This window comes from Streptomyces sp. NPDC002640, assembly GCF_053592575.1.
Genome location: NZ_JBSFVZ010000011.1, coordinates 74,139 through 99,958, shown reverse-complemented (window position 1 = coordinate 99,958; position 25,820 = coordinate 74,139). Strand labels below are relative to the sequence as shown.

Sequence of the window (25,820 nt, the reverse complement as noted above, 5' to 3'; positions counted from 1 at the left end):
CGGCCTTCCCAGCACCGGCGCGGCGCCGACGGGCGCCGGGGTGGGCCGCCGACAGGTTGTCGGTGGGCGCCGGTAGGTGTCGGTGGCTGCCGACGCGCGCCGGTGGGCCACCGGAGGGGGACGTGGGCTGCCGGAGGGGGCCGTGGGCTGTCGGCCTTCCCAGCACCGGCGCGGCGCCGACGGGCGCCGGGGTGGGCCGCCGACAGGTTGTCGGTGGGCGCCGGTAGGTGTCGGTGGCTGCCGACGGGCGCCGGTGGGCCACCGGAGGGGGACGTGGGCTGTCGGCGGGCGCGGAGGTGGGCCGCCGTCAGGCTGTCGGCGGGCGCCGAGATGGGCCGCCGACAGGCTGTCGGTGGGCGCCGGTAGGTGTCGGTGGCTGCCGACGGGCGCCGGGGGCTGTCGGCGGCGCGGGTGGGTCGCCGGAGGGGGCCGTGGGCTGCCGCGGGCGCCGGGTTGGCCGCCGACCCGGGGGGCGTCGTGGGCTGCCGCGGCGTGTCGGTGGGGTGTCGGTGGGTGTCGGGTGGGGTGGAAAAAATGTCGGCGATCTGTCGGCGGGGACTGACAGGCTCGGCCCATGACACGAATCGACGACACCTCCGGCGGCGCGCGGAACGCCGTGTCGGTACGGGGGCTGGTCAAGCACTACGGGGAGGTCAAGGCGCTCGACGGCGTCGACCTCGACGTGCGCGAGGGCTCCGTGCTCGGCGTGCTCGGTCCCAACGGCGCCGGCAAGACCACCCTGGTCCGCATCCTCTCGACGCTGATCCGCCCCGACCGCGGCCTGGCCACCGTGGCCGGCTTCGACGTGGTGGCCGCCCCCCGCCGGGTCCGCCGCGTGATCGGGCTGACCGGCCAGTACGCCTCCGTGGACGAGAAGCTCTCCGGCCGCGAGAACCTGTACATGATCGGCCGCCTGCTGGACCTCTCCCGCCCCGAGGCCCGCTCCCGCGCGGACGAGCTGCTGGAGCGGTTCTCGCTGAGCGAGGCCGCGCGCCGCCCGGCGTCCACCTACTCCGGCGGCATGCGCCGGCGGCTGGACCTGGCCGCCTCGATGATCGGCCGGCCCGCCGTGCTCTTCCTGGACGAGCCCACCACCGGCCTCGACCCGCGCACCCGCAACGAGGTGTGGGACGAGGTGCAGCGGATGGCCGACGACGGCGTGACCGTGCTGCTGACCACCCAGTACATGGAGGAGGCCGAACGCCTCGCCTCCGAGCTGACGGTGATGGACCACGGCCGGATCGTCGCGGGCGGCCGGGTGGACGAGCTGAAGGCGAAGGTCGGCGGCCGCACCCTGCGGATCCGCACCGCCGACCCCGCCGAGGCGGGCCCGCTGGCCGAGGCGCTGGACGCGCTGGGCGTCACCGGCCTCGCGCAGGTGACCGTGGACCGCGACGGCGGCGTGCTGAACGTGCCGGTGCTCAGCGACGAGCAGCTCACCGCGGTGGTCGCCGCGGTGACCGCGCGCGGCGTCACCGTCTCCTCGGTCACCACCGAACTGCCCAGCCTGGACGAGGTGTTCCTGTCCCTGACCGGTCACCGGTCCGGCGACGCCGACACCCGCGAGAACCGTGAGGAGGTGGCCGCGTGAGCGCCGTCACCGTCGCCCCGGACCGGACCCCGGCCCCCAAGGCCGCCGTCGCCGACGACCGGATCGGCCTGCGCGGGCATCTGCGCCACACCGGGGCACTGGTCCGCCGCAACCTGCTGTGGATCAAGCAGGACCCGGAGTCGATGTTCGACGCCCTGCTGATGCCGATCGTCTTCACCCTGCTGTTCGTCTACGTCTTCGGCGGCTCCATCGGCCAGTCGCTGGGCGGCGGGCGGGACGAGTACGTCCAGTACCTGGTGCCGGGCATGCTGGCGATGATGGGCCTGTCGATGTCCATGTCGGTCGGCACCGGCTTCAACCAGGACTTCGAGAAGGGCGTGATGGACCGGTTCCGGTCGCTGCCCATCGGGCGCGGCTCGGTCATCTTCGCCAAGATCCTGGTGGAGATGCTGCGGGTGCTGCTGGCGACCACCGTGCTGCTGGTGGTGTCGGTGCTGGTCGGCTTCGACATCACCGACTGGCCCGGGCTGCTCGCCGCGGTCCTGCTGTCGATGCTGTTCGCCTCCTCGCTGATGTGGGTGTTCATCGCGATCGGCGTGACGGCGAAGAGCGCGCAGTCCGTGCAGGCCATGGGCTTCCTGGTGATGATGCCGCTGCAGTTCGGCTCCTCGCTCTTCGCCCCGACGGCGTCGATGCCGGGCTGGCTGCAGGCCTTCGCCGACTGGAACCCGCTGTCCGCGCTGGCGGACGCCTCGCGGGCGCTGATGGTGGGCCACGGCGAGGTCGCCCGGGACCTGTGGGTGACGCTGGGCTGGACGGCGGTGCTGACCGCGGTGATGGCCCCGTACGCGATCCACAAGTTCCGCACCCGGAACTGACCCGCGCCCCGCCCGGTCGCCGCGCGGGTCACACCAGGGCCGCGGCCTCCTCCTCGGAGAGGCCGCGGCCCTCGGCGTAGGCGGAGGCGTACGCCGGCCCGCCGAGGGCCGCGCGCAGCGCCTCCGTGGCGTGGTCCGCCAGCCGGCGTTCGGCGACCCCGGTCACGTGGTCCTCCGGCAGGGCGGCGACGGCCGCGCCGAAGCAGCGGGCGCCGTCGGCGGCACGGCGTCCGCCGTCCGCGGAGGCGAGGGTCACGGCCGCCACAGTCAGCAGGAAGGAACGCATGTGCGGAGCGATCGTCCGGGAGAGCACCTCGCCCGCGCCGGCCAGCGCGCCGCGGACCCGCTCCAGGGCCTCGGCGGGCCTGTCGTCCATCACGTCGAGCAGCGCCTCGGTGCCGGTGATGAACGAGTCGAAGACGACGAAGGGGGCCGCCGGGAACTCCTCGCGGACCTCCCGCAGGTACCGGCGGGCCTCGGCGACGCGGCCGGTGACGCCGAGCCAGCTCGACAGGATGATCCGGGCGGCGGGGCCCGCCTCCTGGCTGCCGGACTCCTGGGTGGCGATGACCTCGCGCAGCAGCCGTTCACCGCGTTCGGGACGGTCCGTCTCCAGCAGGACGGCGCCGAGCCGGGCCCGCAGCACCTCCCGCTGGGCGTGGGCGCCGAGCAGCTCCACCTGTTCGACGGCCTGCCGGTAGTCGTCGGCCGCCTGCTCGAAACGGCCGCGGCGCTCGTTGGCGGCACCCCGGGCGCACAGGCCCTCGGCGATGCTCCACACGTCGCCCAGGCGGCGGCAGATCTCCAGCGACCGGTCGGCGTCGGCGACGGCGTCGCCCTTCCAGTCGGGCCGGTTGGCGATCAGGTTGGCCCGGGTCTGGAGGGCGAGGGCGTGCTCCCAGGCGTGGTCCGGGCGGTCGGCGGTGGTGCGCACGGCGGCGTCGACGATCTCCGGGAGCCGGTCGACCTGGCCGGTGAGCAGCACCGCGAAGAACCACAGGGTGCCGGGGTTGCGGCAGACCTGGGGCATGCCGGGCCGGTACGCGGCGGCGATGACCCGCAGCTTCTCCTGGGCCCCGGGGTCCTGCCACGCCTCCAGCTCGCCCTGCATGTCCATGCACGCCAGGTGGATCAGGTGCACGCCCCGCCGCGCCTCCTGGAGGGCTTCCCCGGTGAGCGGCGGCGGCGTGTCGGTGCAGCGCTCCCACAGCGGGCGGGCCTCGGGCGCGTCGGGGGCGAAGGGGTTGGGGCCGAGGGCGAGGACGGCCGTGCTCCACTGGCGGGCCTCGCCGCGCAGTCCGCGGATCTGCCAGAACCAGAACAGGGAGAGGACCAGGTACAGGGCCTCCTGCTCGTCGCGTTCGGCGACGGCGGTGCGCAGGGCGGTGCGCAGGTTCTCGTACTCGGTCTCCAGCCGCCGCACGGCGACCACTTGGCCCTCGCCGCGGAGCAACGGGTCGGTGGTGCGGGCGAGTTCGCGGTAGTGGGTGAGGTGGGCGCGGGTGACGGCGCGGTGTTCGCCGGCCTCCTCCAGGCGTTCACGGGCGTACTCGGCGACCGTCTCCAGGAGGCGGTAGCGCATGGCGCCGTCGTCCGAGGGGGACGCCACCACGAGGGACTTGTCGACCAGCGAGCCCACGGCCTCCAGGGCGGCGGGGCCGCAGACCGCCTCGGCGGCCTCCAGGTCGCACCCGCCGGCGAAGACCGACAGGCGGCGCAGCACGGCCCGCTCGTGCTCGTCCAGCAGGTCCCAGGACCAGTCCACCACCGCGCGCAGGGTCTGCTGGCGCGGCAGGGCGGTGCGGCTGCCGGCGGTGAGGAGGCGGAAGCGGTCGTCGAGCCGGTCGGCCATCTGGCGGGGGGTGAGGACCCGCAGGCGGGCGGCGGCGAGCTCGACGGCCAGCGGCAGGCCGTCGAGGCGGCGGCAGATCTCGGCGCACGCCGCGGCCGTCTCCGCGTCGGCGTCGACCCGGAAGCCGGGGCGGGCGGCGGCGGCACGGTCGGCGAGCAGGCGCATCGCGTGGGGCTCGGGCAGCGGCTCCACGGGGCGCACCAGCTCGCCCGGCACCCCGAGGGGTTCGCGGCTGGTGGCCAGCACGGTCAGGTGCGGGCAGCGGGCGAGGAGGTCGTCCGCGAGGCGGGCGGCGGCGTCGATGACGTGCTCGCAGTTGTCCAGCACGAGCAGCATCCGGCGGCGGGAGCAGTGTTCGGTGAGCCGCCGCAGCGGGTCGTCCTTGCGGTCGGCGACGGTGCGTATCTCCTCCGCGCCGGCGCCGTAGAGCACGGTCTCGCGGGCGCCGACGGCGGTGAGCACGGCCTCCGGGACGGCGGCGGGGTCGTCGACGGGGGCGAGCTCGGCCAGCCACACGCCGTCGGGCGCGAGCTCCGCGGCGACGGTGCGGGCGGCCTCCTGCGACAGCCGGGTCTTGCCCGCGCCGCCGGGCCCGAGCAGGGTCACCAGCCGCGCCCCGGCGAGGTCGCGGTGGAGGGCGGCGACGTCGGCGTCCCGGCCGACGAAGGAGGTGAGCGGCGCGCGGAGGTTCCCGGCGGTGGGAGGCGGTGATGTCGGGGCCGGGGCGTCGCCCGGTCCCGTGGCGGCGCCGGGGCCCGTGGCGGCGCCGGGCCTGGCGCCGGTGGTGCGGGCGGACGGGGCGGGGGTGGGCGCGGGCGCGCCGGAGCCGTCGAGGTCGCCGCGCAGCAGGTCGGCGTGGACGGCGCGCAGGGCCGGGCCCGGGTCGGTGCCGAGGGTGTCGGCGAGGTGGCGGCGGAGCGCGTCGTAGCCGGCGAGGGCCTCGGCGGGGCGGCCGGTGGCGGCGAGGGCGCGCAGGCGGAGGGCCTGGAGGGGTTCGTCGAGGGGGTGGGCGTCGCAGAGCGCGGTGAGGTCGGGGAGGACGGCGGCGGCCTCGCCGAGGGCGAGCGCGGCGGCGGCGCGGCCCCGGTGGGCCTCCAGGCGGCGGGCCTCCCGGCGGGCGGCCTCGGCTCCGGGGTCGGGCAGGTCGGCGAGGGCGGGGCCGCGCCAGAGGGCGAGCCCCTCGTCGAGCGCGTCGGCGGCCTTGCCGGGGTCGCCGGCGTCCAGGGCCCGCAGTCCCTCGGCGGTGAGCCGCTCGAAGCGGTGCAGGTCGACGTCGTCGGGGTCGGCGGCCAGCCGGTAGCCGCCGTCCGCGGAGGCCACCGCCTGCGGGCCGAGGGTGCGCCGCAGCCGCCCGACCAGGGCCTGCAGCGCGCCCACCGCGTCGGCGGGGGGCTCCCCCGCCCACACCTCGTCGACCAGGACGGCCGCCGGGACCGTCCGGCCGGGCCGCAGCGCGAGCAGGGTGAGCAGTGCGCGGAGCCGCGCCCCGCCCACCGCCACGGGCGTGCCGTCGGGGCGGGTGACCTGGGTGGGGCCGAGGACTCGGTAGCGCACGGCCCCATTGTCCCCCGCGGGACGGCGGGGGACGGTCAGCGGGAGGCCGAGTGGCCGCGCTCCGCCTTGGTGCGCTTGTAGTAGTACCAGCACATGTTCGAGGAGAGGCCGGCCAGCAGCACCCAGACGATGCCCAGGCCCCACGTGCCCTCGACGAAGGAGACGACGGCGGCGACCACGGACAGGACGCACACGACGAGGGCGTAGAGAGCGAGGCGGGGCATGGGGGCGCTCCTGGGCGACGTGGTTCGACGGGGGACTGCTGTGCCTCCAGTGTCCACCATGCCCCGTTCCGCGCCCCGCGCCCCCTCCGCTCAGACGTCGGTGAGTCGCAGGCCGGCGTGGGCCTTGTAGCGGCGGTTCACCGAGATCAGGTTGGCGACCAGCGCCTCCACCTGGTGGGCGTTGCGCAGCCGGCCGGCGAAGACACCGCGCATGCCGGGGATGCGGCCGGCGAGCGCCTGGACGATCTCCACGTCGTCGCGCTCCTCGCCGAGGACCATGACGTCGGTCTCGATCTCGTCGATCTCCGGGTCCTTCAGCAGGACGGCGGACAGGTGGTGGAAGGCGGCCGTGACGCGGGAGTCCGGCAGCAGCGCGGCGGCCTGCTGGGCGGCGCTGCCCTCCTCGACCTCGAGCGCGTAGGCGCCCTTCTTGTCGAAGCCGAGCGGGTTGACGCAGTCGACGACCAGCTTGCCGGTGAGGTCCTCGCGCAGCGACTCCAGGGTCTTGGCGTGGCCCTCCCACGGCACGGCGACGATCACGATGTCGCTGCGGCGGGCGCACTCGGCGTTGTCGGCGCCCTCGACGCCGTGGCCGAGCTCCTCGGCGACCGCCTGGGCGCGGTCGGCGGCACGGGAGCCGATGATCACCTTCTGGCCGGCGCGGGCGAGGCGGTAGGCGAGGCCCTGGCCCTGGTCGCCGGTGCCGCCGAGGACGCCGACGGTCATCCCGGAGACGTCGGGGAGGTCCCAGGGGTCCTTGGCGGGGGCCTTGCGCGCCGCGTCCTGCGGAGGGGTCTGTGCACTGTCGGTAGTGGTCATGCGCCTGACTTTACGTGCGGGCGGGCCCGGCACGGCGGTGGTGTGGGTCACGTCAGCGTGTGCCGCGGCGGCCGTCACTTCGGGGGAATCGGGGGCGAAGCCGGGGTTCGGGCCGGCGCCTTGGGGCAGCATGCGCCGCATGGATGCGGTACGGGTGGCGCTGCTGCGCGAGGTCCTGGCGGGGACCGAGTGGCTGGACGCGACGCGCCGGTTCGCGGGCGTGCTGCGCGGGTCGGTGGTCTCGCACGGCGGGGGGCTGCTGCTGGTGGGCACGCCCGGCTACGAGCCGTGGCACCTGGCGGCGCACCTGGTGGACGAGGCGGCCTGGTCCGGCACACCGGAGCTCTCCCCCACCCTGGTCCGGCACGCCGCGCGGACCTCGGACCCGGCACACCTGGCCGTGGGGCTGGGGCGGCTGGAGGCGGCGCGGCGCGGGGAGACGCTGCTGGTGGTGGCCCCGGACGCGACGGGGGCCGAGCTGCTGGAGCGGGTGCACGACGCCCGGCGGGCCGGGGCGACGGTGCTGGCGCTGGCCGGGCCGGCGCCGGGTGAGGCCGAGGGCCACGCGGACCTGGCGGCGATGGCGCACGAGCTGCTCGGCCCGGTGGACGCCGGGGCCCCGGCCCCGGTGGACCTGGACACCGTGCAGCACCTGGTCAGCGCGGCGGCCGGGGAGAACTCGGCGGCGGCGCCGCGCGGGCGCCGCCGCTTCCGCGACCGCCTCGGCCGGCTCGCCGACCAGCTGACGGCCCCGCCCCCACCGCGCTGGTGACCCCGCCGGTCCGCCGCGGCGGCTCCGGGGGCGCTGTGCCGGGCGGCCCGGGGGCGGTCAGTCGTCGGCGTCGCCGCGGGACGGGGAGTCGTGCCACTTGGGGTCGTTCTCCCACTCGAGGTTGCGTTCCCGGGCGGTCTCCATGGCGTGCTGGGCGTCGCCGCGGCTGGCGTACGGGCCGAACCGGTCCTTGGCCGGGCACTCCGGGCCTTCCTCGACCTTCTTGTGCTCCAGGCAGTAGTACCACTCGCCCGGCTTGCCCACCGTGCGCTTCTTGAACAGGGCCATGCTGTGCCTCCTTCTCCTCCGCGGTCCTACGCCACCGGCGCGGGCCGGAACCGTATGCCCCGCTGGTTAGACTCGCAGGCATGTCTGCCCAGTCGCTGCTCGTACCAGGGGAGCTTTCTCCCACCCGATCCGTTCCCGGAAACATCAGGCGGCCCGAGTACGTGGGCAAGCCCGCGCCGACGCCGTACACCGGCCCCGAGGTGCAGACCCCGGAGACGGTCGAGGCGATGCGGGTGGCCGGCCGGATCGCCGCGCAGGCGATGGAGGAGGCCGCCAGGCACATCGCCCCCGGCGTGACCACCGACGAACTGGACCGCGTGGCGCACGAGTTCATGTGCGACCACGGCGCCTACCCGTCGACGCTGGGCTACCGCGGCTTCCCCAAGTCGCTGTGCACCTCGGTCAACGAGGTCATCTGCCACGGCATCCCGGACTCGACCGTGCTGCGCGACGGCGACATCGTCAACCTGGACGTCACGGCGTACATCGGCGGGGTGCACGGCGACAACAACGCCACCTACCTGGTGGGCGAGGTCGACGAGGAGTCCCGCCTGCTGGTGGAGCGCACCCGGGAGGCGCTGAACCGGGCGATCAAGGCGGTCCGGCCCGGACGGCAGATCAACGTGATCGGCCGGGTCATCGAGTCCTACGCCAAGCGGTTCGGCTACGGGGTGGTCCGCGACTTCACCGGCCACGGCATCAACACCTCGTTCCACTCCGGCCTGGTGATCCCGCACTACGACAGCCCGTACGCCACGACGGTGATGCGGCCGGGCATGACGTTCACCATCGAGCCGATGCTGACGCTGGGCACCCACGAGTACGAGATCTGGGACGACAACTGGACGGTCGTCACCAAGGACCGCCTGCGCACGGCGCAGTTCGAGCACACGCTGGTGGTCACGGACACGGGCGCGGAGATCCTCACCCTCCCGTGACGCCCCTGCCTCCGGTGACGCGGCGCGGGGCGGGGTCCTACGGCGCACGGACCACCGCCAGTTCGGTGAGGCCGGAGTAGGTCAGCAGCGGCTCGAGCAGTGGCGGGACCACGATCTCGAGCCGTTCCGCGTGGGCGAACAGCACGCTCAGCCCGGCGCTGTCCAGGTACTCCACGGCGGTGAGGTCGACCACCACCGGGCCGGTGGTGGTCTCCGTCGCCTCCAGGGCACGGGCGAGGACCTGGGCGTTGCCGAGGTCGATCTCGCCGGCCACGGTCAGCAGCGGTCTCCCGTCGGGCCCGGTTCCGGGGGTCACGGTCAGCGGCGTCATCCTGCGATCCTCGTCCACATCCGAACCGTGGTCCCCGTCCCGCCGGGCGCGACGGAGACCTCCTGCATCATGGCGCGCATCAGCGCCAGCCCGCGGCCCCGGAAGGGGTCCGCCCCGGGCTCCGGTGTCTTCCACCGCCCGCTGTCCTCGACGACGAGGTGGATCTCGTCCGCGGTCGCCGCCGCGGAGAGCCGCACCGCCCCGCCGGGGTGGTCCCGGTGCCCGTGCTCCACCGCGTTGGCGCAGGCCTCGCCCGCGGCCACCAGCACCTTCTGGGCGAGCCCGGGCGGCAGGCCGCAGCGCTGCAGCCATCCGCGCAACGTCCCCCGCGTGGGGGCCAGTTGGGCCGATTCGGCGGGGAAGGTCAGCTCCAGCGGGCCGGGGTGCCGGTACAGCAGCAGGGCCACGTCGTCGTCGTAGCCGCCCTCGGGGGCGAGCCGGTCCATCACCCGCGCGGCGAGCTGGTCGGCGGGCAGGTCGCGCCCCTCCTCGAGCGTCTCCGCCGCCAGGCGGATGCCCTCGCTCAGCGGGCGGCGGCGCCGCTCGACCAGGCCGTCGGTGTAGAGCAGCAGCGTGGACCGCGGGGGCACCACGCACTCGGCCTCCGGGCGCTCGGCGCCGGGCCGCACGGCCAGCGGCAGCGAGCGGCCCTGGTCGAGCAGGGTGGTCCCGCCGTCGGGTCCGACGAGGATGCCCGGCGGGTGTCCGGCCCCGGCGTACACCAGCCGCCCGGTCTCCGGGTCGAGCACGCCGCAGAACAGGGTGGTGCAGAGCGCGCCGGGGACGCCGGCCGCGAAGTGGTCCAGCGCGGCCAGGGTCCGGGCGGGCCCGGCGTCCTGGAGCAGCAGCGCCCGGCAGGCGCTGCGCAGCTGGCCCATGACCGTGGCGGCCTCCAGGCCGCGGCCCACGCAGTCGCCGACGACGATGCCGGTGCGCCCGTCCGGCAGGGCGATGGTGTCGTACCAGTCGCCGCCGACCTCCAGGGGCGGGACGGCCGGCTCGTAGCGGACCGCGAAGCCCCGGGGCAGCCGTGCGGGGCCCAGGATGGAGCGCTGCAGGGCGAGCGCGGTCCGGCGGTCCTGGTCGGCCTGGTGTATGCGGGTCAGGCCCTGCGCGATCCGGCCGGCGAGCAGCGAGAGCAGCAGCCGGTCCTCGGGGGTGAACGGGCGCCGCGCGCCGAGGTCCACCCTCAGTACCAGCGGCCCCTCGGGGTGCTCCAGCACGACGTGGGCCCGGCCGCCCTCGGCGACCGGGGTGAGCGCCGGGTGGTCCCGCAGGGCGGTGAGCGCGGCCCGGTCCTCCTCCGGGAGCCGCGCCCAGCGGTCCACGGCCCCCTCGCCGACCGCGGCGACGCACGGCTCGGGGCGGTCGCCGAGGACGACGGCGAGGACCTGGCCGGCCCGCCACACCCGGCGCAGCTCGTCCAGCGCGGCGGCCAGCGCGTCCTCGGGGCCGGTGGCCTGGGACAGCCTGAGGCCGAGGGCGGCCAGGGTGGCGTCCCGCTGGACGGCGTACTGCTCGGCGGTGACGTCGCGGAAGGTGCCGACGACGACCCGGCGGCCGGTGTCCGGGTCGCGGGCGCCGTTGCAGCTGACCGCGAGCCAGATCCGCTGTCCGTCGGGTCGTTCGACGGCCAGGTCGCATCGTCCGGCGCCGCCGGAGAGGGCGTCGCGGAAGGCCCGCGTCCACCGGTCGTACATCTCCTGGCCGGCCGCGTCGCCGGGCCGGGGCGGGCCGGGCAGCCGGTCGGGGTCGTGGCCGAGGATCTCGGTGAAGGCGGAGTTGGCCTCCAGCAGCGTGCCGTCCTCGTCGCAGACGAAGAACGCCTCCTGCAGGGCGTCGACCAGCGCCGCCCGCCAGCGGGCGTTGCGGCCGCGCATCCGCGCCAGCTCGATGGCGGCCCGCACCCGGGCCAGCAGTTCGGCGGCGGCGAACGGTTTGACCAGGTAGTCGTCGGCGCCCGCCTCCAGGCCCTCGATGGAGGCCTCCTGCCCGGCCCGGGCGGACAGCAGCAGCACCGGCACGGCGGCGGTGCGGCTGTCGGCGCGCAGCGCGGCCACCAGGGCCAGGCCGTCCATGCGGGGCATCATCACGTCGCCGACCACCAGGTCGGGCTGGGCCGCGCGGGCCGCCTCCAGGGCCGCGGCGCCGTCACCGACGGCCCGCACCCGGTAGCCGGCGCCGGTCAGCAGCCGGGTGAGGTATCCGCGCAGGTCGGCGTTGTCGTCGGCGACCAGCACTCTGGCGCCGGCCGTCCGGCCGGCCGCCAGGGCGGGGGTGACGCCGGACTCCCGGACCTCGGCCGCCAGGTGGCCGGGGGTCCGCGCGGCCTCCTCGGAGAGGGCGCCGAGCGCCTCCTGCACGTAGGGGCGGGCGTCCGTCATGACCGACGCGGCGGCGGCCGGGACGAGGGACCCGGGGGGGAGGTGCGCGGTGCCGAACCGCAGCCGGACGGTGAAGACGGTGCCGCGGCCCTCGGTGCTGTCGGCGGTGATGGTGCCGCCGTGGAGCTGGACGAGCTCCTTGACCAGGGCCAGGCCGATGCCGCTGCCCTCGTGGGAGCGGGCCCGGCTGGTGCGGATCCGGTGGAAGCGGTCGAACAGCCGGGACACCTCCGCCGCGGGGACGCCGACGCCGGTGTCGGCGAAGGTGACGACCGCGTGGTCGCCGTCGCGGCGCACCGCCACCCTGAGGCCGCCGTCGAAGGTGAACTTCAGGGCGTTGCCCAGGAGGTTGAGGACGACCTTCTCCCACATGGAACGGTCCAGGTGGACGGGTTCGCCCAGCGGCGGGCAGTCGACCTCCAGGGTGAGCCCGGCGCGCTCGACGGCGGAGCGGAAGACCCCGGCCAGGTCGGCGGTGGTGGCGGCGAGGTCGACGGGGGCGAAGGCGGCCCGCATGCGGCCGGCCTCGATCTGCGAGAAGTCCAGCAGGGTGTTGACCAGCCGGCCCATCCGCAGCCCGTTGCGGTGGGCGACGTCCAGCTCCTCGCGCACCCGGGGGTCGGCGGCGTCCAGCCGGCCGCGCAGTTCCTCCAGCGGGCCCATGATCAGGGTCAGCGGGGTGCGGAACTCGTGGCTGACGTTGTGGAAGAACGCGGTCTTCGCCCGGTCCAGCTCGGCCAGCTCCTCGGCCCGCCGCTGCTGAGCCCGGTAGCTGCGCGCGCTGCCGATGCCGGCGGCCAGGTGCCCGGCGACCAGGTCGAGGAAGGACCGGTAGTCCTCGTCCAGCGGGCGGTACCGGTTGAGCGCCGCCACCAGGAAGCCGTACGGCTCGCCGCCCTGCCGGGGCAGCGGCACCAGCAGCGCCCCGGTGGGCGGCTCCTCCCACACGCCCGCAGGCAGCGGCGGCGCCTCGCCGGACGGCCAGGGCAGGGCGGCGAGGTCCACGACCACGGGACCGTCGGCGGGTCCGGCCGCGGGCCAGGGCGTCAGGGCGCCGGGCGGCAGGCGGAGCGGGGCCGCGGGGTGACCGGGTTCGATGCCGCTGGCGCAGACCAGGCGGGCACCGCGGCGGCCCCGGCCCGAGGGCGGGGCGGGGGTGGTGCCGTCGGGCCCCGCGTCGGCGCCCTCGGGCTCGGCACCGGGGCCGGGGCCGGTGGGACCGTCACCGGGACCGGTCGGCGGGGCGTCAGGGCCGGCCGGCTCGGCACCGGGGCCGGTGGCCGGGGCGTCGTCGGTCTCGTCGCCGTCGGTCTCGTCGTCGTCGAAGAGGTAGGTGAGGGTGAACGGCAGGTCCTGCGGGTTGCGGCCGAGCTGGCGGGCGGCGAAGTCCAGCATCTGCTGCTCGGTGCGCACCACGCTGGGGTCCGAGCCGAGGTCGCGCAGGGTGGCCATCCGCCGTTCGCCGATGACCCGCTCGGTCTCCTCGGTGACCACGCAGAGCATGCCGACGGCCTCGCCGCTCTCGTCGCGGAGCGGGCTGTAGGAGAAGGTGTGGTACGTCTCCTCCGGGTAACCGGAGCGTTCGAGGAACAGCTGGAGCCCCTGGTCCCAGGTGGCGCGTCCGCTGGTCAGGACGGTGTCGATGCGGGATTCGGCGGTGCTCCAGACCTCCGCCCACACCTCGCGCGCGGGCCGGCCCAGGGCCCACGGATACTTCTGCCCGAGTGTGTCCTGGCGGTACGCGTCGTTGCAGAAGAACGTCAGCTCCGGCCCCCAGGCCATCCACATCGCGAACCGTGAGGAGAGCAGGATGCTGACCGCCGTGCGCAGGCTCTGCGGCCAGCCGGACGGGGGTCCGAGCGGCGTCGCCGCCCAGTCGACGGCGGCGAGGTCGCGCCCCACCTCCGGGTCGGCGGCGAACACCTCGGACCCGTCCGGCACCGTGTCGCCGGCGGAGAAGGAGCGTGCCATGGGCGGGCCTTTCGTCTCGACCGAGTCCCCCGTGGCGGCGACACGTTCGACGCCGGTCTTCACGGGAACCCCACACACATTCCACCGGCTTCGTAGGATAAGCCGAACCCATGGCATATTCCGGGCCGGGTATCCGGCCCGGACGGCGGTCGCCGCTCCCGGACGCACCCCCGGGCCGTCGGCTCCTGCACCCCACCCGATCCGCACCACCCCCCAGGAGACCCGGTGACCACGACCGATCCCGTCCTGACCGTCGACCGGCACACGCACCCCTCGGGCGCCGTCGTGCTGCGGGTGACCGGCGAACTCGACCACCACACGGCCGGAGCCCTGCTGGGCGAACTGGACGGCCTGGACCTCGCCCGGACGGAAGCCCTGGTGATCGACCTGTCGGCGCTCTCCTACTGCGACTCCACCGGCATCACGGTGCTGGTCACCGCCCACCACCGCGCCGACCGGGCGGCCTGCCCGCTGGCGCTGGCCGGACTGGGCACCGAGCTGCGCCAGATGTTCGAGACGGTGGGGCTGGACCAGATCTTCACGTTCCATCCCGATGTCGACGGTGCGGTGACCGCTCTGGGGATTTAGGCCGTCCGGCCCTGTTTACCGGGAGCCGTTCGGGGCATCGGTGTGCTCTGCACTTCGTTATCCTGCCGGGGCAGGCGCCCCGGCGACGCGACGGGACACGGGCTCCGAGAAGGACGGACAGATGGCCATGACCTCCACGGCCGACGTTCCCGTGCCGGTGTCCCCCGCGCACGGACGGCACAGCGGCGTCGTGTTCTCCGACGACCGCGAGTGGGCCGGTCACCTGGTGACCTTCGTCCGCGCCGGGCTGGAGCGTGGCGAGCAGGTGCAGTACTTCTCGGACACCACCGACACCGACCGGGTGATGGGCGCCCTGGCGTCCGCCGGCGTCGACGCGGGCCGGGCCCGTGCCGAGGGGCGGCTGGTGGTCACGACGGCCACCCGCACCTACCTGTCGGGCCCGGCCTTCGACCCGGACGCCATGATGGGCCTGTGGCGGCAGGCCGTGGACAGCGCGCTCGCGGAGGGACACCGCGGGCTCCGCGCGATCGGCGAGATGGCCTGGGGCGCACTGGGCGCCAAGGGGGCGGACCGGCTCCTGGAGTACGAGCTCCGCCTCCACCACGAGGTGTTCGAACCGCTCCCGCTCACCGCCTGGTGCTTCTACGACCGCCGCCGGGTCCCCCCGGAGCTGCTGGCCGTCCTGGCCGGCGCCCACCTGGACCGCCGCGGCGGACCCGCCCCGTGCCCCACCCTGCGGCTGGAGCCGCTGGGCGGCCGTACCGGTCTGCGGCTGTCGGGCTCCGCCGGGTACGACACCCGGCGGACGGTCCGTGCGGCGGCGGCCGTGGTGGCCGGCTCGCCCGGCGGGGACGTGGAACTGGACCTGTCCGGCCTCCGGCACCTCGACATCGCCGCCCTGGTGACGCTCGCCGAGGCCGCCCGGCGCCGCCCGGCGGGTCGCCTGCGCCTCCTCCACCCACCCGCACCCCTTCGACGGCTCCTCGGACTGTTCCCCGAGCTCGGGGCCGCTGTGGAGATCGCCGAGCGATGACGACACACAGCCGAACCACCACATACTTCCGGCAGCCGCCCGGCAGAGGGCCCGGCTCCGGTCTCTTCCACCCTGCGCTCTTCTACCGCTCCGACGACGAGTACCTCGACGGCGTGTGCCGGTTCGTCCGCACCGCCGTGCAGGCCCGCGGCGACCACGCGCTGGTCGCCGTGCCCGGCGCACGGCTGGCGCGGCTGCGTGAGCTCCTCGACGACCCCGAGGAGCGCGTCACCTGGCTCGACATGACGGAGGCCGGGCGCAACCCCGGCCGCATCCTGTCCCAGTTCCGCGAGTTCGCGGACCGGCACGAGTCCTCCGAGTCCCGGCCGTGCATCGTGGGCGAGGCCCTGTGGGTGGGCCGGGGGCCCGCCGAGACCCGTGAGGCACTGCGCCACCAGGCACTGGTCAACGTGGCCTTCGCGGGCCGCCGGGTCAGCGTGCTGTGCCCGTACGACGCCCGGCTGCCGGAGGAGGTCCTGACGCAGGCGCGCCGGATCCACCCGGTGGTCACCGAGGAGGGCACGCGGCGCATCAGCCGCGACTTCGCGGACCCGCTGGACGTCTGCCGGACCTTCGACACCCCGCTGCCCGAGCCCGCCGACCCGCTGGTCGTCGAGTTCGGCGAGCACCAGCTGGCGCTGGTGCGCGGCGAGGCCGAGGACTGGGCGTCGCGCTGCGGGCTGTCCCCGGCGCGGCGCACCGACTGGCTGCTGGCCATCGGCGAGGCCACCGGCAACTCGGTGCGGCACGGCGGTGGGCAGGGCACGCTGCGGATGTGGCGGGCGGAGAACTCCCTGGTCGCCGAGATACGCGACGCCGGGCAGCTGACCGACCCCCTGGTGGGCCGCCGCCGCCCCGACCCGCGCTCGCCGCACGGCGGCCGCGGGGTGTGGATCATGCACCAGCTGTGCGACCTGGTCGAGATGCGCGCCGAGACGGGCGGGCTGGTCCTCCGCCTCCACATGGCGGTGAACCCGCCGCCCGGCAGCTGAGCCGCCCGCCCGCGCCCGCGCCGCCCGGCGCGACCGGGTGCGGGGCCCCTGCCCGGTCCGGGCGGGGGCCTGGGCCCGCGCCGGGTCCGGGTCCGGGGCCAGGGCCGTAGGTTTCGACGGCCGGGTCCGGCAGGTTTCGACGGCCGGGGCGAAGGTGCGGGTCAGGCTTCGAAGAGGGGGTCCTGTTCGCCCTCGGCCTGCTTCCTGACGCGGCGGTTGCGGCTGCCCACCACGTACGCCGTCGCCGCGCCCACCGCGGCGAACACGGCCGGGACCATCCAGTCCTTGTTGACGGCGTGCCCGAAGAGGTGGTCGAGCGAGATCCGCCCGGGCCCGGTCACGGCGAGGCTCGCCGCGGTGAGCCCCAGCGAGGCCGCGTACTCGTAGCCCCCGCTCTGGGCGAAGAAGCCCTGGGGGGCGTGCACCACGGCCGCGCCCGCCATCGCGCCGGCCGCCGCCGCCCCGGCCGCGGGGGTGGCGAGCCCCAGCGCCAGCAGCACCCCGCCGCCGGTCTCCGCGGCGCCCGCCATCGTGGCGCTCGCCTTCCCCGGGGCGTAGCCGATGGACTCCATCCACTGTCCGGTGCCCTCCAGCCCGTGGCCGCCGAACCAGCCGAACAGCTTCTGCGCCCCGTGGGCGGCGAGCACCCCGCCGGTGCCCGCCCTCAGCAGCAGCAGACCGAGATCACGCCGGTCGAAACACGTCACGTCGACTCCTTGAGACCGATGACCGCTACGGACCGGTCCCGAGTCCCCCCGTTTCCGCCGTTCCACCCGCGCACGGGTGTGATCACAGGGGGTCATGGGGAGGTTACCCAGCCGTCATGTGCATGTCGTGTGCTCAACAACCGGGGGTCGTCCTGTCCCGTTCGAATGCCTTCCGCATCCCGCCACCGTCACGGAAGGCCACCATGACCGCGCCTGCCCGCCCCGCTGCCCACTCACCTGAACTCCGCGCCGCGGCGGGCGCGTTGGGGCGCCGAAGATTCCTGACGAGCACCGCGGCCGCGGCCGCCCTGGCGTTCGCCGTCAACCTTCCCGCGGCCGGCACCGCCGCCGCCGACGAGCTGGAGCCGGCCCGGCTCTCCGAGGACCCGTTCACGCTGGGCGTGGCCTCCGGCGACCCGCTGCCGGACTCGGTGGCGCTGTGGACCCGGCTGGCCCCCCGGCCCCTCGACCTGGACGGCGGGCTGCCGGCCGGCCGGGTCTCCGTGCGCTGGGAGCTCGCGCACGACGAGCGGTTCCGCCGCGTCGTGCGGCGCGGCCACGCCTGGGCGCACCCGGAGTTCAACCACGCGGTGCACGTGGACGTGCGCAACCTGCGGCCGGGCTCCGTGTACTACTACCGCTTCCGGGCCGGCGACTGGATCAGCCCGACCGGCCGGACCCGCACCGCGCCCGGGCACGGCGCCCGGGTGGACGCGCTCCGCTTCGGCCTGGTCTCCTGCCAGCGCTACGACCAGGGCCACTGGACGGCCTTCCGCCACCTGGCGGGCGAGGACCTGGACGCGGTCTTCCACCTCGGCGACTACCTCTACGAGTACGCGGTCAACGCCCAGGCGGGCGGCCGCGGTTACACGGACCGGGTGATCCCGGCCCACTTCAACCACGAGACCGTGACGCTGGAGGACTACCGCCTGCGGTACGCCCTCTACAAGTCCGACCCGGACCTGATCGCCGCGCACCTGGCGCACCCGTTCGTGGTGACCTGGGACGACCACGAGACGGAGAACAACTACGCGGGCGACAACCCGGAGAACTCCGTCCCGCCGGAGGAGTTCCTGCTGCGCCGGGCGGCCGCCTACCGGGCGTACTGGGAGAACATGCCGCTGCGCGCCGCGCAGCGCCCCGAGGGCCCGGACCTCAAGCTGTACCGCCGCATGCACTGGGGCGACCTGGCCCAGTTCGACGTCCTGGACACCCGCCAGTACCGCACCGACCAGGCGAACGGGGACGGCTGGAAGACGCCCACCGCCGAGTCCGAGGCCGAGTCGATGACGCTCACCGGCGCGGAGCAGGAGCGCTGGCTGGTGGACGGCTGGCGCCGGTCCTCCGCGGTGTGGAACGTGGTGCCGCAGCAGGTCACCTTCAGCCGCCGCAACAACCCCGCGGCGGGCAACACCACACGGTCCATGGACTCCTGGGACGGCTACCCGGCGTCGCGGCGGCGGGTGCTGGAGGGGTGGAAGGCGTCCGGCCAGGAGAACCTGATGGTCCTCACCGGCGACGTGCACGTCCACTACGGGCTGGAGATCAAGGAGGACTTCGACGACCCGGCCTCGCGGACCGTGGGCACGGAGATCGTCACCACCTCCGTCTCGTCCGGCGGGGACGGGGCGGAGCGGCCGGCCAACTGGGCGGGGTACCTGGAGCGGAACCCGCACCTGAGGTTCTACAACGGGCTGCGCGGCTACACCACGGTGGAGCTGGGGCGGCGGGCCGCCGTCACCCGCTTCAAGACGGTCCCGCGCGTCACGGTGCCCGACGCGCCGCTGACCGTCGCCGCCACGTACGTCACCGAGTCCGGCGACCCGGGCCTCACCCCGGCGTGACGGCCCCGCGGCGGGTCCGGTGGCGTGCGGTCGCCGCCGGGCCCGCCGCGGGCGCGGGCCACTCCCGGGGGTGGCCGCGGGTCAGTGCCCGGGGTAGTCGCGGGTCACTCCCCGGGGTAGCGGACGCCGGTCTGGGCGCGGACGGTGTCCAGGGTCCGCATCACGGCGAGCGTGGCGTCGAGGGGGACGAGGGGCGACTCGGTCTCCCCGGCGCGGATCGCGCGCATGACCTCCAGCGCCTCGTGCCGGAAGCTGCTCCGCAGCCCGTCCCCCGCGGTGAGCGCGAACTCCTCCGGCTCCCGGCCCTCACGGTGCAGGACGAACCGGTCGGCGTGGAAGAAGCCGTCGGGCACGTCGATCCGCCCCCGCGTGCCGGTGACCGAGGCGGTGATCCCGGTCGCCCCGACGATGGAGCAGTGCACCATGGCGAGAGCACCGCTCTCCCATCCGAGCACCGCTCCGGTCTGCAGGTCGACGCCCTCCGGCGACAGCACCGACTGGGCCGTCACCCGCGTCGGCTCTCCCAGCAGCATCTGCGCGAAGGCGACCGGGTAGACCCCGAGGTCGAGGAGCGCGCCGCCGCCCTGCTGCGGGTCCCGCAGCCGGTGCGCCACCGGGAACGGCCCGGCCAGACCGAAGTCCGCCTGCACGGTCCGGACCTCGCCGATCGCCCCGTCGTCCACCAGCTGCTTCATCCGGCGGACCAGCGGGTTGCACGCGGTCCACATGCCCTCCATGAGGAAGCGCCCGCGCTCGCGCGCCAGCGCGACCAGCTCCTCCGCCTCCCGCAGGTTCAGCGTGAAGGGCTTCTCGCAGAGGACGTTGCGCCCGGCCTCCAGGCACAGCCCGGCTGCGGCCCGGTGCGCGGTGTGCGGGGTGGCGACGTAGACGACGTCGACCTCCTCGTCCGCGGCGAGCGACGCCCAGTCGCCGTAGGCACGCGCTATGCCGAACCGTTCCGCGAAGGCGTCGGCCGACTCCTGGGAACGGGATCCGACCGCCACCAGCTCGGCGTCCGGGAGGTCGACGAGGTCGCCCGCGAAGGCCGCCGCGATCCCGCCCGTGGCCAGAATTCCCCACCGCACCGTCTCAGCCATGCCGGCCGCTCCTCACTCCGTGACACCGTCGGACACCAGGACACCAGGACACCAGGACACCTGGCCACCGGACGCCGTCGGACACCGGGACGCCGCCGGACACCGGCCCTGGCGGAGAGCATAGATCGCGCGCCGGGCCGCCCGGCGGGGACGGCCCGGACGTCTCACAGGGCGGGCAGGGGCGGTCACGGGCGGGCGCACCGGCTTGGGGCCCGCGCGGCCGCCGGACCGGGCGCCCCCGGCCGGCTGCGACAATCGTGGGGTGAACATCGCGCCGTCCCCCGCCGAGACCCTCCGCACCGCGCTCGCGGAACTGCTCGACGGACTCCCTCCCCGCCAGGCCGCCCAGGCCGTCGACCGGCTGATCGCCAACTACCGCGGCGAGACCCCGACCGACGCCCCCATCCTTCGTGACCGCGCCGACGTCGCGGCGTACGCGGCCTACCGGATGCCGGCCACCTTCGAGGCGGTGAGCGCGGCGCTGGCGGCGTTCGCCGACGCGGTCCCCGGCTGGACGCCCGCCTCGCACGTGGACGTCGGCGGCGGCACCGGCGCGGCCACCTGGGCGGTGACCGCCGCCTGGGACGGCGTGCGGCCGGTCACGGTGCTGGACTGGGCGGAGCCCGCGCTCGCCCTGGGTGAGGAGCTGGCCGCCGCCAACCCGGCCCTCGCCGGGGCGCGCTGGCAGCGCTCGCGTATCGGAGCGGCGCTCCAGATCGAGAGCACCGATCTCGTCACGGTCTCCTACGTCCTGGGCGAGCTCACCGCGAAGGACCGCGCCCACGTCGTGGACGCCGCCGCCGGCGCCGCCCGCTCGGTGGTCGTCGTCGAGCCCGGCACCCCGGACGGCTACGCCCGGGTGATCGCCGCCCGCGACCGCCTGATCGCCGCGGGCTTCCGCGTCGCCGCCCCCTGCCCGCACAGTGCCGCCTGCCCGATCGTCCCCGGCACCGACTGGTGCCACTTCTCCGCCCGGGTCAGCCGCTCCTCGCTGCACCGCCGGGTGAAGGCCGGCTCGCTGCCCTACGAGGACGAGAAGTTCAGCTACGTCGCCGCCACCCGGCTGCCTGTGACGGACCTCTCCCCCGCCCCCGCGCGGGTGGTCCGCCGCCCGCAGATCCGCAAGGGACAGGTGCTGCTGGACCTGTGCGAGGCGGAGGAACAGCTGCGCCGCCACACGGTGACCAAGCGCCACGGCGACCTGTACAAGGCGGCCCGGGACGCGGACTGGGGCGACTCCTGGCCGCCCGCCGAGCCCGGCAATTACCATGAAATCAGGCAATGACCTCCGATCCGAGCCTCAGGCGTGTTGTGCCCGGCCCGCCCGGAGGCACGTGACGGTGCGACCATGGGGCATGCTGTCCGCACCATCGGCGAGGCGAGGGGATAGATGAGCGCGACGTTCGGCGGCCGTCCCGGCCGGCAGAGCAGGATCTCCCAGTGGCTGCGCGGACGGCGTCCGCAGGAGGCCGCCGGGGCGGAGGACCGCGAAGCCCTGCTCCTGGCCGCCGCGTCCGCGGGGCTGCCGCTCGCGCCCGCGGCCCATCCGGTCGGCTACCGGTGTTCGTGCGCCCGGGTGGGCTGTCCGACGCCCGCCCGCCACCCGGTCTCCTTCGCCTGGCAGACCCAGTCCACCACCGACCTCGCCCAGGTCGAGCGCTGGGCCCAGGGCGACCCCGAGGCCAACTTCATCACCGCCACCGGCATGCTCCACGACGTCCTGGACGTGCCCCTGGCGGCGGGCCGCTCCGCGCTGCGGCGCCTGCTGGAGCAGGGCGTCGAGGTCGGGCCGGTCGCCGAGAGCGACGACGGCCGGATGCTCTTCTTCACCCAGACCCGCGGCACGCCCGAGGACGAGGACGAGTGGTGGCCCTGCGAGCTGGACAGCCACCCCGAGACCGACGAGGGGCACCCCGGACTGCGCTGGCACTGCCGGGGCTCCTACGTCCTGGTGCCCCCGGCCCGGCTGCCGGGTGACGACGGCCGCTCGGTGCGCTGGCTGCGCGGTCCGGAGCACCCGCTGCCGGAGCCGCTCATCCTGCTCGAGACCCTCACCGACGCCTGCGAGCGGTACGGCGACGAGGAGCCGGCCGGCGCGGTCTGGCCGCTCCAGCGCTGACCGCACCCGCCCCCGCACTCGCACCCCGCACCCCGCACCCCGCACCCGCCGAACCTGAGCCCCGGTGCGTGCCTCCTGGCACCTGTGCCATGCCCCCGCACCTACACCCCGCCGCCGCGGGACGGGTCACTCCCCGCGCGCCGCGGTGAGCCCGGGAACCCGGCCGAGGAAGACCACCTGCCCCCGGCGCGGCACCCGCACGGCCTGCTGCGAGACGTACTCCATGGTCAGCGTCTGCCCGACCTCGCCGGTGGTCAGCGCCCGCACGTCCGCGTTCTGCAGTGGGATCTCCGTGCCCGGGGCCGCCGTCAGCTTCTCGAAGTGCCGTGTCGCGAAGAACACCAGTGCCCCGCCGTCGGCGGTCCGCAGGCCCAGCGGCGCGTAGTCGCCCGCCACCAGCGGCTCGTCCTTGAACTGCCGCACCAGGCCCGGCCGCTTCTCGTTCTTCTCCCGCTGCTCGCGCACCACGCTGGTGTGCGGCCCCCGCGCGAACGTCTCGCCGCCCTCGCCCAGGTAGTCGGCGTACGCCCGGCTCAGCTTCGACGGGGCGACGGCCAGCGCGTCGCCGCCGACGGCCGGCTCCGCGTAACCCTGCTCGTCCTTGCGGAACTCCGGCACGTCCGCGGGGTCGAGCAGCGTCAGGTAGGCCGCCTGCCAGGGCTCCTCCTTGCGCTCCTTGACGAACACCAGCATCCAGCGCGCGTCGCCGCCCTTGTTGGCCTTGGCGTCCGCGAGGAACCAGCGCGGCCAGCCCGCCTTGGCGGGGATGGTGTACCGGGCGTCGGTCAGCTCCAGCGGCTCGTGCCGCTCGTTGCCCTGCGGGTGGTTGGCCTGGCGCGCCTTGAGGCGCGCCCCGTCTATCGCCCCGAAGGCGCCGGTCACCCGGTCCTCGTCGAGGCTGGGGTCGTACGCCTTGTCGGCCGCGTTGTAGGCGTCGGTGAACGCCCGCAGCGCCCCGCCCGCCTCGTCGGGCGTGGCGGCCGGCAGGACCTCCCGCTCGCCGTGCACCACGACGCACCCGCTCAGGGTCAGTGCCAGGGCCGCCGCGGCGGCCGGCAGGACACGACGCCCCCACGTGATCGACAACTCGCCTTCTCCTTCCGGCTTACGCAGCGGCACCCTACCCGTGCCGGGCGGCGCGCGCGGACGGTACCCGGGGATGCTTGAATGCGCGACGTGACTCCTTACGACGTGCTGCGGGTGTTCTGCGACGCCGGACGCGGCTACGGCAACGAACTGGCCGTGGTCCGCGACGGGTCGAAGATCCCCGGCGAGACCGAACGGCAGGCCATGGCCGCCGAACTCGGCTTCAGCGAGACGGTGTTCGTAGACGACCCCGAGCGCGGCGTGATCGAGATCTACACGCCGTCCCTGCGGCTGCCGTTCGCCGGCCACCCCTGTGTCGGGACCGCCTGGCTGCTGGACGTGCCCGAACTGGTCACCGCGGCCGGTGAGGTGGGCGTGCGCCTGGACGGCGAGTTCACCTGGATCGAGGCCCGCGCGGAGTGGGCGCCGCCGCGCGTCCTGCGCCAGTACGACTCCGCGGTCGAGGTGGACGCCCTGGAGGTGCCCGGGAAGGGCGAGTGGATCTACGCCTGGGCCTGGGAGGACGAGGCGGCGGGGCGGGTCCGCGCCCGGGCGTTCCCCGGCCGGGACGACGGCGTCGACGAGGACGAGGCGACCGGGGCGGCGGCGTTGCTCCTCACCGACCGGCTCGGCCGTGCCCTCAACATCACCCAGGGCCTGGGCTCCCAGATCCTGACCGCGCCGCAGCCGCACGGCTGGGTGGAGATCGGCGGCCGCGTCGTCCTGGAGCGCTGACCGGTGACCTCGACCCCTGACGGGAACACGCGGGACGACGACGCCTGGGCGTCGGTCGACGCCCTGTGGGCGTGGCTGGACCGGAGCAGCACCGGCCCCCGCGAGCAGGAGCTGCTGCTGCGCATGCTGAAGCTGTCCGAGGAGGTCGGCGAGGTCGCGCAGGCGGTGATCGGCGCCCTCGGGCACAACCCGCGCAAGGGCGTCACCCACGACTGGTCCGACGTGCGGGCGGAGTTGTGCGACGTGGCGCTGACCGCGCTGGTGGCGCTGCGCACCCTCACCCCCGACGCGCGGGAGGTGTTCCTGGCCCACGTGGACGGTGTCCGCAGGCGCCAGGAGGCCGTCGAGGCGGAGAGGTCCCGCCCGGTGGACGGGGTTCCCGGCTCGGAGAACTCCCGCCCGCCGGACGGTGGTTGACGCTTCCCGGCCCCGACGGCCGGTCCGCCGGGCAGTACGGCTAGGGCGCGGTGAACACCAGGGCCGTGTTGTGGCCCCCGAAGCCGACCGAGTTGGACAGCACGGACCGCAGGGCGGCGGGCCGGGGCGCCCCGGACACCACGTCCAGGTCGATCGCGGGGTCCTGCCGTAGCAGGTTGGCGGTGGGCGGGATGACCTGCTGGTCGAGGGAGAGCACGCTGAACGCGGCCTCCATGGCGGAGCCGCCCGCGATGGCGTGCCCGAACACGCCCTTGTTGGCGGTCACCGGTGGTGGCGTCCCGAACACCGAGCGCAGCGCGAGGTGTTCGGCGACGTCGTTCAGGGTGGTCGAGGTGCCGTGGGCGTTGACGTGGTCGATGTCGGCGGGGGTGAGGCCCGCGTCGGCGATGGCCGCCCGCATCGCCCGGGCCGCACCGGCGCCGTCCGGTTCGGGGGCGACGCAGTGGTGGGCGTCGCCGGAGAGGGCCTGCCCGGCGAGGCGGGCGCGGACCCTGGCGCGGCGGGCGCGGGCGTGTTCCTCCCGCTCCAGGACCAGCACCCCCGCCCCCTCGGAGAGCACGAAGCCGTCTCGGTCCGCGTCGAACGGGCGGGAGGCGGCGGCCGGGTCGTCGCCGCGGGTGGACAGGGCGCCCATCCGCCAGAAGGCGGCGGAGCCCCAGTTGTTGCGGACGGACTCGGCCCCTCCGGCGACGACGACGTCGCAGGCGCCGGAGTCCAGGAGCAGCTTGGCCATGGCGATCCCGGAGGCGCCGGAGGTGCAGTTGGTGCTGGTGGTGAGGATCGGGCCGCGCGCGCCGAGGTCGATGGAGACCTCGCCGGCCGCCATGCCGGGCTGGCTGCGCGCCACCAGGCTGGGCATCATGGCGCCGAAGCGGCCCTCCATCAGCTTGGTGTACTCCCCGGTGTGCACCATGGCGCTGCCGCCGACGCCGATGACCACGCCGACGCGCTCGGCGTCCCACTCCTCCGGGTAGAGGCCGGCGTCGGCGACGGCCTCGCGGGCGGCGATGACGGCGAACTGGATGAACCGGTCGGTGCGCCAGCGCAGGCCGCGGCCGAGCCGCGCGGAGATCGCCTCGTCGTCGACGCGGCAGGAGAAGTCGACCGGCATGCCGTCCAGTTCGGGGTCGCGGGCCGCCGTGGAGACGCCGCTGAGCAGCCGCTCCCAGGCCTCCTTGACCCCGACGCCGTCGGGGGCGACGATCCCCAGGCCGGTGACCGCGATCGGGAAGCTCACCTGCCGGCCCCCGCGGTCTCGCCCTGCTGTTCGGCGGCGGCCTCGGCGATGATCCGGAAGCCGTCGGCGAGGGAGGTGTCGGCGCCGAGTCCGGGCAGCGTCGGGGGCAGGCTGATGCCGTCCTCGTCCTCCAGGATGGCGAGGATCTCGGCCATGGCCAGCGAGTCGATCTGCAGTTCCCCGAAGGTCGCGTCCGGGCGCAGGGCCTCGGGGTCGATCTCGAAGTGGTCGCGCAGCAGCGCCTCGAGCCGTGCGACAAGCGGCTGGTCCGTCAACTGTCTCTCCTCACAGGGAATGTGCCGATGTGCGGCCGCCGTCCCGCGGACCGCCGCGGACCGCGCGGCGCAGCCGCACCCCGTCCGTCGTGGGGCTCCGGGTCCGCCGCCCGCCAAACAGGTGGGATTCGGGCCCGGACACGGC

Annotated in this window: 23 protein-coding genes; 12 read left to right on the top strand and 11 right to left on the bottom strand. The window is 75.4% G+C overall.

Going from position 1 to position 25,820, the window contains the following annotated elements; translation table 11 throughout:
* The first annotated feature begins 574 nt into the window (after nucleotides 1-574).
* A complete protein-coding gene (locus ACWD3O_RS16655; protein ID WP_451416363.1) occupies nucleotides 575-1,591 on the top strand; it encodes an ATP-binding cassette domain-containing protein in 1,017 nt (338 codons plus the stop codon).
* Entirely contained in the window at nucleotides 1,588-2,430 is an 843-nt protein-coding gene (locus tag ACWD3O_RS16650; protein WP_451410011.1) for an ABC transporter permease, read from the top strand. The genes ACWD3O_RS16655 and ACWD3O_RS16650 overlap by 4 nt, the downstream gene beginning before the upstream one ends.
* 28 nt (nucleotides 2,431-2,458) lie before the next feature.
* On the opposite strand, the gene ACWD3O_RS16645 is transcribed toward ACWD3O_RS16650, so the two are convergent.
* From ACWD3O_RS16645 to npdG, 3 genes are all read right to left on the bottom strand, one after another.
* Nucleotides 2,459-5,836: an AfsR/SARP family transcriptional regulator gene (locus ACWD3O_RS16645; RefSeq protein ID WP_451416362.1), complete on the bottom strand. Its 3,378-nt coding sequence runs from the start codon at nucleotides 5,834-5,836 to the stop codon at nucleotides 2,459-2,461.
* 35 nt (nucleotides 5,837-5,871) lie between these two features.
* Nucleotides 5,872-6,060 (bottom strand): hypothetical protein, encoded by a 189-nt coding sequence (locus ACWD3O_RS16640; RefSeq protein ID WP_356135322.1) that lies wholly within the window; start codon nucleotides 6,058-6,060, stop codon nucleotides 5,872-5,874.
* A 90-nt stretch (nucleotides 6,061-6,150) separates the two neighbouring features.
* Entirely contained in the window at nucleotides 6,151-6,879 is a 729-nt protein-coding gene (npdG, locus tag ACWD3O_RS16635) for an NADPH-dependent F420 reductase (RefSeq protein ID WP_451416361.1), read from the bottom strand.
* A gap of 139 nt (nucleotides 6,880-7,018) precedes the next feature.
* On the opposite strand from npdG, the gene ACWD3O_RS16630 reads away from it, so the two are divergent.
* Nucleotides 7,019-7,651, top strand: a complete 633-nt coding sequence (locus ACWD3O_RS16630; protein ID WP_451416360.1) for a hypothetical protein — start codon at nucleotides 7,019-7,021, stop codon at nucleotides 7,649-7,651.
* 57 nt (nucleotides 7,652-7,708) lie between these two features.
* On the opposite strand, the gene ACWD3O_RS16625 is transcribed toward ACWD3O_RS16630, so the two are convergent.
* Entirely contained in the window at nucleotides 7,709-7,939 is a 231-nt protein-coding gene (locus ACWD3O_RS16625) for a hypothetical protein (RefSeq protein ID WP_451410007.1), read from the bottom strand.
* An 80-nt stretch (nucleotides 7,940-8,019) separates the two neighbouring features.
* On the opposite strand from ACWD3O_RS16625, the gene map reads away from it, so the two are divergent.
* Nucleotides 8,020-8,877 carry a type I methionyl aminopeptidase gene (gene map, locus ACWD3O_RS16620; RefSeq protein ID WP_451410006.1) on the top strand — a complete coding sequence of 286 codons (858 nt, stop codon included), beginning with the start codon at nucleotides 8,020-8,022 and terminating at the stop codon, nucleotides 8,875-8,877.
* 37 nt (nucleotides 8,878-8,914) lie between these two features.
* Here map and ACWD3O_RS16615 read toward each other — a convergent pair whose 3' ends face one another.
* Together ACWD3O_RS16615 and ACWD3O_RS16610 are read right to left on the bottom strand one after the other, a co-directional pair.
* Nucleotides 8,915-9,208, bottom strand: coding sequence for an STAS domain-containing protein (locus ACWD3O_RS16615; protein ID WP_451416359.1), 294 nt, complete (start codon nucleotides 9,206-9,208; stop codon nucleotides 8,915-8,917).
* Nucleotides 9,205-13,563 carry a SpoIIE family protein phosphatase gene (locus ACWD3O_RS16610; protein WP_451416358.1) on the bottom strand — a complete coding sequence of 1,453 codons (4,359 nt, stop codon included), beginning with the start codon at nucleotides 13,561-13,563 and terminating at the stop codon, nucleotides 9,205-9,207. Before ACWD3O_RS16610 ends, ACWD3O_RS16615 begins: the two co-directional genes overlap by 4 nt.
* A gap of 225 nt (nucleotides 13,564-13,788) precedes the next feature.
* On the opposite strand from ACWD3O_RS16610, the gene ACWD3O_RS16605 reads away from it, so the two are divergent.
* The 3 genes from ACWD3O_RS16605 (at nucleotide 13,789) to ACWD3O_RS16595 (ending at nucleotide 16,137) form a co-directional block, all read left to right on the top strand.
* The gene (locus tag ACWD3O_RS16605) at nucleotides 13,789-14,151 is read left to right on the top strand and encodes an STAS domain-containing protein (protein WP_451410003.1); all 363 of its coding nucleotides are present in this window, start codon (nucleotides 13,789-13,791) and stop codon (nucleotides 14,149-14,151) included.
* 121 nt (nucleotides 14,152-14,272) lie between these two features.
* Entirely contained in the window at nucleotides 14,273-15,145 is an 873-nt protein-coding gene (locus tag ACWD3O_RS16600) for an MEDS domain-containing protein (RefSeq protein ID WP_451416357.1), read from the top strand.
* Nucleotides 15,142-16,137 (top strand): anti-sigma factor RsbA family regulatory protein, encoded by a 996-nt coding sequence (locus tag ACWD3O_RS16595; protein ID WP_451410001.1) that lies wholly within the window; start codon nucleotides 15,142-15,144, stop codon nucleotides 16,135-16,137. Before ACWD3O_RS16600 ends, ACWD3O_RS16595 begins: the two co-directional genes overlap by 4 nt.
* Nucleotides 16,138-16,298: 161 nt before the next feature.
* Here the strand turns inward: ACWD3O_RS16595 and ACWD3O_RS16590 are convergent, their stop codons facing one another.
* Nucleotides 16,299-16,844, bottom strand: a complete 546-nt coding sequence (locus ACWD3O_RS16590; RefSeq protein WP_451410000.1) for a DoxX family protein — start codon at nucleotides 16,842-16,844, stop codon at nucleotides 16,299-16,301.
* A 203-nt stretch (nucleotides 16,845-17,047) separates the two neighbouring features.
* Between ACWD3O_RS16590 and ACWD3O_RS16585 the strand changes: the two genes are divergently transcribed.
* On the top strand, nucleotides 17,048-18,688 hold the full coding sequence (locus tag ACWD3O_RS16585; protein WP_451409999.1) for an alkaline phosphatase D family protein: 1,641 nt from the start codon (nucleotides 17,048-17,050) through the stop codon (nucleotides 18,686-18,688).
* 104 nt (nucleotides 18,689-18,792) lie between these two features.
* Here ACWD3O_RS16585 and ACWD3O_RS16580 read toward each other — a convergent pair whose 3' ends face one another.
* Complete coding sequence (locus tag ACWD3O_RS16580; RefSeq protein ID WP_451409998.1) at nucleotides 18,793-19,785, bottom strand: Gfo/Idh/MocA family protein; 993 nt, start codon at nucleotides 19,783-19,785, stop codon at nucleotides 18,793-18,795.
* 262 nt (nucleotides 19,786-20,047) lie between these two features.
* Here ACWD3O_RS16580 and ACWD3O_RS16575 point away from each other — a divergent pair, with 262 nt between their 5' ends.
* Together ACWD3O_RS16575 and ACWD3O_RS16570 are read left to right on the top strand one after the other, a co-directional pair.
* Nucleotides 20,048-21,070, top strand: coding sequence for a small ribosomal subunit Rsm22 family protein (locus ACWD3O_RS16575; protein WP_451416356.1), 1,023 nt, complete (start codon nucleotides 20,048-20,050; stop codon nucleotides 21,068-21,070).
* Between the two features lie 105 nt (nucleotides 21,071-21,175).
* Complete coding sequence (locus ACWD3O_RS16570) at nucleotides 21,176-21,904, top strand: bifunctional DNA primase/polymerase (RefSeq protein ID WP_451409996.1); 729 nt, start codon at nucleotides 21,176-21,178, stop codon at nucleotides 21,902-21,904.
* A gap of 126 nt (nucleotides 21,905-22,030) precedes the next feature.
* Here the strand turns inward: ACWD3O_RS16570 and ACWD3O_RS16565 are convergent, their stop codons facing one another.
* Nucleotides 22,031-22,990, bottom strand: coding sequence for a hypothetical protein (locus ACWD3O_RS16565; RefSeq protein ID WP_451416355.1), 960 nt, complete (start codon nucleotides 22,988-22,990; stop codon nucleotides 22,031-22,033).
* A 90-nt stretch (nucleotides 22,991-23,080) separates the two neighbouring features.
* Here ACWD3O_RS16565 and ACWD3O_RS16560 point away from each other — a divergent pair, with 90 nt between their 5' ends.
* Both ACWD3O_RS16560 and ACWD3O_RS16555 read left to right on the top strand, forming a co-directional pair.
* Complete coding sequence (locus tag ACWD3O_RS16560; RefSeq protein ID WP_451416354.1) at nucleotides 23,081-23,725, top strand: PhzF family phenazine biosynthesis protein; 645 nt, start codon at nucleotides 23,081-23,083, stop codon at nucleotides 23,723-23,725.
* A gap of 3 nt (nucleotides 23,726-23,728) precedes the next feature.
* Nucleotides 23,729-24,142, top strand: coding sequence for a MazG-like family protein (locus ACWD3O_RS16555; protein ID WP_451416353.1), 414 nt, complete (start codon nucleotides 23,729-23,731; stop codon nucleotides 24,140-24,142).
* 40 nt (nucleotides 24,143-24,182) lie between these two features.
* On the opposite strand, the gene ACWD3O_RS16550 is transcribed toward ACWD3O_RS16555, so the two are convergent.
* Nucleotides 24,183-25,400 carry a beta-ketoacyl-[acyl-carrier-protein] synthase family protein gene (locus ACWD3O_RS16550; RefSeq protein WP_451416352.1) on the bottom strand — a complete coding sequence of 406 codons (1,218 nt, stop codon included), beginning with the start codon at nucleotides 25,398-25,400 and terminating at the stop codon, nucleotides 24,183-24,185.
* Nucleotides 25,397-25,675, bottom strand: coding sequence for an acyl carrier protein (locus tag ACWD3O_RS16545; RefSeq protein ID WP_451409991.1), 279 nt, complete (start codon nucleotides 25,673-25,675; stop codon nucleotides 25,397-25,399). Before ACWD3O_RS16545 ends, ACWD3O_RS16550 begins: the two co-directional genes overlap by 4 nt.
* Nucleotides 25,676-25,820: the final 145 nt, after the last annotated feature.

Bases quoted from the DNA above. Each gene is read 5' to 3' on its own strand.
- ACWD3O_RS16655 (WP_451416363.1), top strand. From the start codon at position 575: ATGACACGAATCGACGACACCTCCGGCGGCGCGCGGAACGCCGTGTCG.
- ACWD3O_RS16640 (WP_356135322.1), bottom strand. From the start codon at position 6,060: ATGCCCCGCCTCGCTCTCTACGCCCTCGTCGTGTGCGTCCTGTCCGTG.
- npdG (WP_451416361.1), bottom strand. From the start codon at position 6,879: ATGACCACTACCGACAGTGCACAGACCCCTCCGCAGGACGCGGCGCGC.
- ACWD3O_RS16630 (WP_451416360.1), top strand. From the start codon at position 7,019: ATGGATGCGGTACGGGTGGCGCTGCTGCGCGAGGTCCTGGCGGGGACC.
- ACWD3O_RS16625 (WP_451410007.1), bottom strand. From the start codon at position 7,939: ATGGCCCTGTTCAAGAAGCGCACGGTGGGCAAGCCGGGCGAGTGGTAC.
- map (WP_451410006.1), top strand. From the start codon at position 8,020: ATGTCTGCCCAGTCGCTGCTCGTACCAGGGGAGCTTTCTCCCACCCGA.
- ACWD3O_RS16615 (WP_451416359.1), bottom strand. From the start codon at position 9,208: ATGACGCCGCTGACCGTGACCCCCGGAACCGGGCCCGACGGGAGACCG.
- ACWD3O_RS16610 (WP_451416358.1), bottom strand. From the start codon at position 13,563: ATGGCACGCTCCTTCTCCGCCGGCGACACGGTGCCGGACGGGTCCGAG.
- ACWD3O_RS16600 (WP_451416357.1), top strand. From the start codon at position 14,273: ATGGCCATGACCTCCACGGCCGACGTTCCCGTGCCGGTGTCCCCCGCG.
- ACWD3O_RS16595 (WP_451410001.1), top strand. From the start codon at position 15,142: ATGACGACACACAGCCGAACCACCACATACTTCCGGCAGCCGCCCGGC.
- ACWD3O_RS16585 (WP_451409999.1), top strand. From the start codon at position 17,048: ATGACCGCGCCTGCCCGCCCCGCTGCCCACTCACCTGAACTCCGCGCC.
- ACWD3O_RS16580 (WP_451409998.1), bottom strand. From the start codon at position 19,785: ATGGCTGAGACGGTGCGGTGGGGAATTCTGGCCACGGGCGGGATCGCG.
- ACWD3O_RS16570 (WP_451409996.1), top strand. From the start codon at position 21,176: ATGAGCGCGACGTTCGGCGGCCGTCCCGGCCGGCAGAGCAGGATCTCC.